This is a genomic window from Cohnella pontilimi (assembly GCF_005049045.1).
GTDB lineage: Bacteria > Bacillota > Bacilli > Paenibacillales > Paenibacillaceae > Cohnella > Cohnella pontilimi.
Map to the genome: position 1 here is coordinate 1 of NZ_SUPK01000017.1, position 5,701 is coordinate 5,701.

Annotated in this window: 6 protein-coding genes; 1 reads left to right on the forward strand and 5 read right to left on the reverse strand. The window is 43.6% G+C overall.

From position 1 onward, the window contains the following. Nucleotides 1-940: 940 nt before the first annotated feature. The 5 genes from E5161_RS20520 to E5161_RS20540 form a co-directional block, all read right to left on the reverse strand. Nucleotides 941-1,477 (reverse strand): dihydrofolate reductase family protein, encoded by a 537-nt coding sequence (locus tag E5161_RS20520; protein WP_136779747.1) that lies wholly within the window; start codon nucleotides 1,475-1,477, stop codon nucleotides 941-943. 225 nt (nucleotides 1,478-1,702) lie between these two features. Then, nucleotides 1,703-2,278 carry a dihydrofolate reductase family protein gene (locus E5161_RS20525; protein WP_136779748.1) on the reverse strand — a complete coding sequence of 192 codons (576 nt, stop codon included), beginning with the start codon at nucleotides 2,276-2,278 and terminating at the stop codon, nucleotides 1,703-1,705. A gap of 302 nt (nucleotides 2,279-2,580) precedes the next feature. Further along, nucleotides 2,581-3,210, reverse strand: coding sequence for a hypothetical protein (locus tag E5161_RS20530; protein ID WP_136779749.1), 630 nt, complete (start codon nucleotides 3,208-3,210; stop codon nucleotides 2,581-2,583). A gap of 133 nt (nucleotides 3,211-3,343) precedes the next feature. Beyond that, a complete protein-coding gene (locus tag E5161_RS20535) occupies nucleotides 3,344-4,291 on the reverse strand; it encodes a homoserine kinase (protein ID WP_136779750.1) in 948 nt (315 codons plus the stop codon). A gap of 30 nt (nucleotides 4,292-4,321) precedes the next feature. After that, nucleotides 4,322-4,579, reverse strand: coding sequence for a hypothetical protein (locus E5161_RS20540; protein WP_136779751.1), 258 nt, complete (start codon nucleotides 4,577-4,579; stop codon nucleotides 4,322-4,324). 261 nt (nucleotides 4,580-4,840) lie between these two features. Here E5161_RS20540 and E5161_RS20545 point away from each other — a divergent pair, with 261 nt between their 5' ends. Beyond that, a complete protein-coding gene (locus E5161_RS20545; RefSeq protein ID WP_136779752.1) occupies nucleotides 4,841-5,350 on the forward strand; it encodes a tetratricopeptide repeat protein in 510 nt (169 codons plus the stop codon). The last annotated feature ends 351 nt before the right edge of the window (nucleotides 5,351-5,701 follow it).

Below are 5,701 nucleotides of genomic sequence, written 5' to 3' on the forward strand. Positions count from 1 at the left end.
GTGATGGTGACGAGGTCGAAAACCATCCGCAACCGGCCATAAGCACCAATAACAGTGCGCAAATGCTTGTTTGTCCTATCTTTTTCAATGGGTCCACCTCTGGATTTCGTATTAAATTTGACGCTGGAACCGCTTTTCACCGCCATCGTTCTTGGCGGCTTCAGCTTTAAGTCTTCCCTGTAAAATGCTCAAGTCATTCGGAAGTCGGCGACTCTGTTTTATTCGATTCGCCAGTCTCAGAACAAGATAAACCGTCCTGTTCCTTCGCTCCACATTCTACACAGCAACCTAATTCCATTATGGAGTCTAGCAAGATTTTGAACGCACCATAAAGGAACTCGACTTGGATAGTTGGTAACCGGATTATTCGTGAGAGGACGTTCCTTCGAGTTACACAAAATTTCTTGACGTTTCCTGTAGGGTATTTGTTGCATTAATGTTGCGGACTAACCGCCGGTAGATTATTACAGAGGCTCTTGCTTGGCGTGTTCAGCCAATGCGAATGGGTCCGGATGTGGCCGTTTAATGTGGCACATCAATATCATAAATAAAATAAAAGAAGTCCTGAAATCGGCGGCCTTTTGAAATGTAGGAAAAACCGATAAAACAATGGATTGACCGCGATCGATAAATATTAAAATGTAGAACAAGGAGCAAGATCTCCATGGATCTTGCTCCTTGTTTGTTGTGTTTTGGTGTTTTGGAATGTGTCTCGGGATTCGGGCCTTTCAATTTCATCCTGGATGATCACATGACCGGCTGCAGCTGTGTACATTCAACTATCGTTTCCTGTTAGGTCAATCGTCAATTCCATAAATAACTATGTCATTTCGCTTAACTGAACAAATTTTAAAGAATAAGGGATCCTCTGACTGCCGCTACAGCCGGAGAATCCCTATTAAAGTAACGTGCCCTTTTGGCCGCTGGGTCAACCGCACAACTAAGCTGGAACGTAGGTCAACCTGATCACCTTCTCGCCAATTCGATCGCTTGCCACGAGGCGCAGCGGCGGCCGCGGTCCGGCGAAGAACGGCTTGCCGTGACCCAGCACGACTGGATGGAGATAGAGTCGATACTCATCAACGAGACCGAGCTCCGTTAGACTGTGGGCCAACTCCGGCCCGGCAACTTCAATCTCCCCTTCATGCTGAGCCTTCAGCCCACGTATGGCCGCTGCGAGGTCGCCCTCGATCAGAGAAGCGTTCGGACCGACGGACTTTAACGTCCTCGACACCACCCACTTCGGTTTGCTTTGCCACGCCGCTGCATATTCCCGTTCCGGCGCATCCCATTCAACATGGTCTCCGTCCCAATACCGCATGATCTCGTACATGCGGCGCCCGTACAGGCAACCCGTCAGGCCGCGCACGTCGTCGATGAAATGACGGAATAGCACGGGGTCGGGCTGAAATGCCGGGTGGTCGTGGTCGACGAATCCGTCCAGAGACTGGTTCAATGCGAAAACGATCTTTGCCATGCGACTGACTCTCCTCCCTGGTTTTCTCGCACATTCATCATCAAGATTACACGTTCCATATGCAGCCTCCTTTATGTCTACATTTTATCATCCAACAGCATGTCCGGTTTCTCATGGATTGCTAATGTGCACAGTCCTGGCCTGACCGAATACAAATTTAATTTAACGAAGGATGGTCAATTAAACAATTCTGCTCGTTAGCGTAATCTACTTTAGGTGGCAAGGTCATCTTACCGTCTGGTAAACGAGACCTATGGCTCCAGAATCAAAGGTCTTGTTTTCGATTAGTTTAAGATTGATCTTCTCTTTGAGACCTTGGAATAACGGCAATCCGCTACCGATCAGGACGGGAGAAACCGTAATTTTATACTCATCAATTAAATCAAGCTGCATAAGGTGGTGTGCGAACCTAGGACTGCCAAGGATGACCATATCCTTGCCTTGCTGCTGTTTGAGGTTTTTGATCTCTTCTTCGACATCTTCTTTCACGAGTCTGGAATTATTCCATTCGACTTTCTCTAGCGTCGTGGAAAAAACGATTTTGGTTGTCTTTTCGATCCACTCGGCATGATCCCGTTCATGCTGCGTAGCTGATGGGTTCGAAGGCACAGATGGCCAATAAGCGTGCATTCCTTGATAAGTCGCCCGCCCCCAAATGACGGTGTCGGCCGTACTCAGAATTTCTTTCGCGTGTTTCTCCAAATCAGCATCGTAGGAAATCCAGCCAATGTCCATTTCACCGTTTGGTCCTTCAACAAAACCGTCAAGCGAAGCGTGTAAAAATAGAACAAGTTTTCTCATTTTCAGTTCTCCTTTGTTCAAGAGGTATATCTACCTTAACTATATCCATTATAAGATATTTCAGTTTGGGTTGTTTCTTATGGATTGCTAATCCCAGATGGATATTCCACTAAAAAACCCTTCCCCTGCTCTTCATTATCTCCACCAGCCGATTCACGATGGTGCCCCCCGCCAGTTATACCACAGGTGGGAAAAAAATCACGGGGAACCCTCGCTTGAGATGGCTATGATGATCGCAAAAAAGACGGGGAGACCGGTGGACCCTTTAGCTCAATCGTTTTCGTTTGCCGATGTTCTAGCTGCTAATTAATAGCTTTAAGTGGGTGACTTTGTAAAATCTTATCCACTTCCTCGTATCCAGGCGGGAAGGCGTAATTGTAGCGTGCGGGAATTGCAAAAACATATTTATCATTTTGACCCAATTCGCTCGGTTCGATAGCTGCTGCTCCAATAAAAAATTCTTCTCGCAGAAGAGAGTCCCACTGACTTATTGTAAATACCATAATGGGTATATCCTGCCTTGGCGTTTGTGTGGTCCATCGAGGATCTCGAATAGAAAGGATTGGACCCGTTTCTAAAGACTTTTCACTTGTGGATTTTTCGTCCATTACATTGCCTTCCCAATTGCTTTTTACAATGGAATAACCTTTCCAGCTTTCGGGTAAAGAAAACTGAAAACCGTATTGTTTATTCGTATATACGATGGAGTTTGAATCAGCGGACGAAGATGACGCCGTTGGGGTCGGAGAAGGTGACGGCGTTGGCGATGGAAATGGTTCAGGGCTTTGAATCTGCGATTCTGTTGGTTGACTTGTTATCACTGGATTCATCGTGGCTTGAGTCGGTTGAGATTGAAAATTGTCATCTTCTTTATTCGTGCAACCAGCTAATAAAATAATGGCGATAAGAAATAGAACAGACAACTTAATCAAAAACTTTCACCATCCTGATCGGATCATGATTTCTTAAATTACTGACTGCCGATATCGAACTCGGCAGCCTGTTGTCGTTGTACTATCGTAATCCGTTATTTCAATAACAACTGGCCGTCAATTGATTTTTCAATTATTCAAATAGCTTACGACTAAATACCTCTCGACCCAACCCATTAAGAAAATCTATTTTTCTTTTCTCATAAAAATCGCTTACGTCTCCCCGTTCAAAAAACCAAACACAGTCAAACAAAATACTCAATTTATAAACGTCAAACAGATGTTGTTTCTCCATTTTCATTAAAGGTCTAAATGAGTTATACGTCCACACAACCTTCTTCGCTTCTTCAAAATTGAGCACATAATCTAAATCATGACGCCATGCCCAAGATTCGATTAAACCAATCAAATCAAAGATCAGAAAGGTATAGTTTGCATCATCAAAATCCAATAATGCACTGATTTCATTATGTTTAAAGAGTACATTGGAAAAGTGAAAATCCGCATGGCATACTCCCATTGGTAAAGATGCAGGAAGCTGCAATCGACGCAATTCATTTTCCACCCATGAGAACTTCTGAAATGCATCCAATGTATTTATACGTTCAGCTGCCTGCCCAGCTAATTTGTGGCACAATTCAACATTGTAATTCCACCGGTTTTCTTTATGAACAGTCGAATAATTTTCTGTAAGCTTGTGCAGCTCTGCAACCTTTTGAATGAGTTTCTTCTTTTGTTCTAGAGTAGGCTGACTAATATGCTTGCCTTCCATATATTCAAAGATCACGTATGGTTTGAGGTTATATATACCGACAAAACTGCCTTTCCTGTTTTTGTAAGGTGACGGGCAAGGGTAGTTACGACCCTTTAGATAGATTAGCAAGTTCGTTTCAAACAAGACTGATTCGACCGAGCGATTTTCATAATATCTAAGAACAAATTGTCCCATTGTTGTGCGAATTCCTATATTTGTTTGCACGGTGCCACCTGCAAGAGGAAATGAACCAAGAAACTTCCCAAGGTCGTAATTACTAACCAATTCGGTCAGCTCATATTCAGAGAACACTGTTTTTATAGCCATATAGAACTCTCCTGCATGTTTTTAGTTTATCTATTCTAATCCACGATAACCTGAGTAATCGGATATTAGACGCACATGCAAAAAAGCCCATTCGGCACTAAAGCCAACCTCTAGCTTCCGGAAGCAAATACATCTTTTGCATCTCACAAATCCAGCAAGCTGATTCATATGAATAGGGATGAGTTTCATCATGGCTGGTCGTACATCAGCGGAAGGATTATTTCGCAGTTCATTCTCAAGTTGAACAATATTCTTCTCAAGTTTTGGTTGGATGATGAGTAATTTCATTCGAATTTACCCCCACCAATACTTCCATAGACCTTGGAAAATTCCTTTGTGTATATGAAATAATCTGCCCATTCGCTGAGCGAAGCTGCCGATCAATCCCCAGCAGCCTCGCAATGTAATTCTATTGAGCTCTTGTATCCGTTAGCTCAATCAACGATGGCTCCTCCTCATCTACTTGACTTTGAGAAATTCAAATGAGCGCAGCATTATGTTAAGATGGCCTTATCTCAACAGACTGCCAACTATAGGAATGGTGGACAAATGACTAGAGACGATTTAAATAAATTGATTGAACGGCGTGAAGAAGGACGAGCCAAGCAAGATCTAGAGATCTTAAGCGAGGTTCGCGAGCACTTGTTGGAACTGTTGTCAAATTATCCGAATGATGCTGAAATCAACTACCAAACCGGAATCGCACATGACAATTCCGGCCTAGGACGTCAGGCGATTCCATACTATGAGCGAGCTCTTGAGTTGGGCTTAACTGGTCCTGATCTAGAAAGATGCTTAATGGGTCTGGGGAGTACATACCGCTACTGGGGGTACTACCAAAAAGCTGTTGAGACGTTACGCAGAGGCTTGAGGGAGTTCCCGGAGAACCATGCAATTCAAGTATTTCTCGCCATGGCTCTCTACAATAGCCAAAACTACAAGGAAAGTGTTGAGCTGCTGATCACCAATTTAATGGAAACTACCTCGGACGAAAAACTTCATTATTTTAAACGTGGGATATTGGCTTACAACGAAGACCTTGATGAAACAGCCGAATAAATTACCCTTGTTAGCTTAAAGTCCCATATTTAATACGGATAGCATTGAATTGTTACGTTAAACTGCCCGATTAGCGTAATCTACTTTAGGTGGCAAGGTCATCTTACCGTCTGGTAGACGAGACCTATGGCTCCAGTAATTTTAGACTCATCAATTTTCTTATAGATTGCTAATCACAGACGGATATTTCACTAAAAAACCCCTTCCGTGATATATTCTGCAAAACTGCCCGTTAGCCGCCCATGCCCCTCACGGGGCACCACAGAATAATGAAAATTTTTACTCCGCATTTTATACTCTTCTTACGGCTGGTGAGGAAGGTCGTTTAACTATGGTGTCGCGAACCCAACC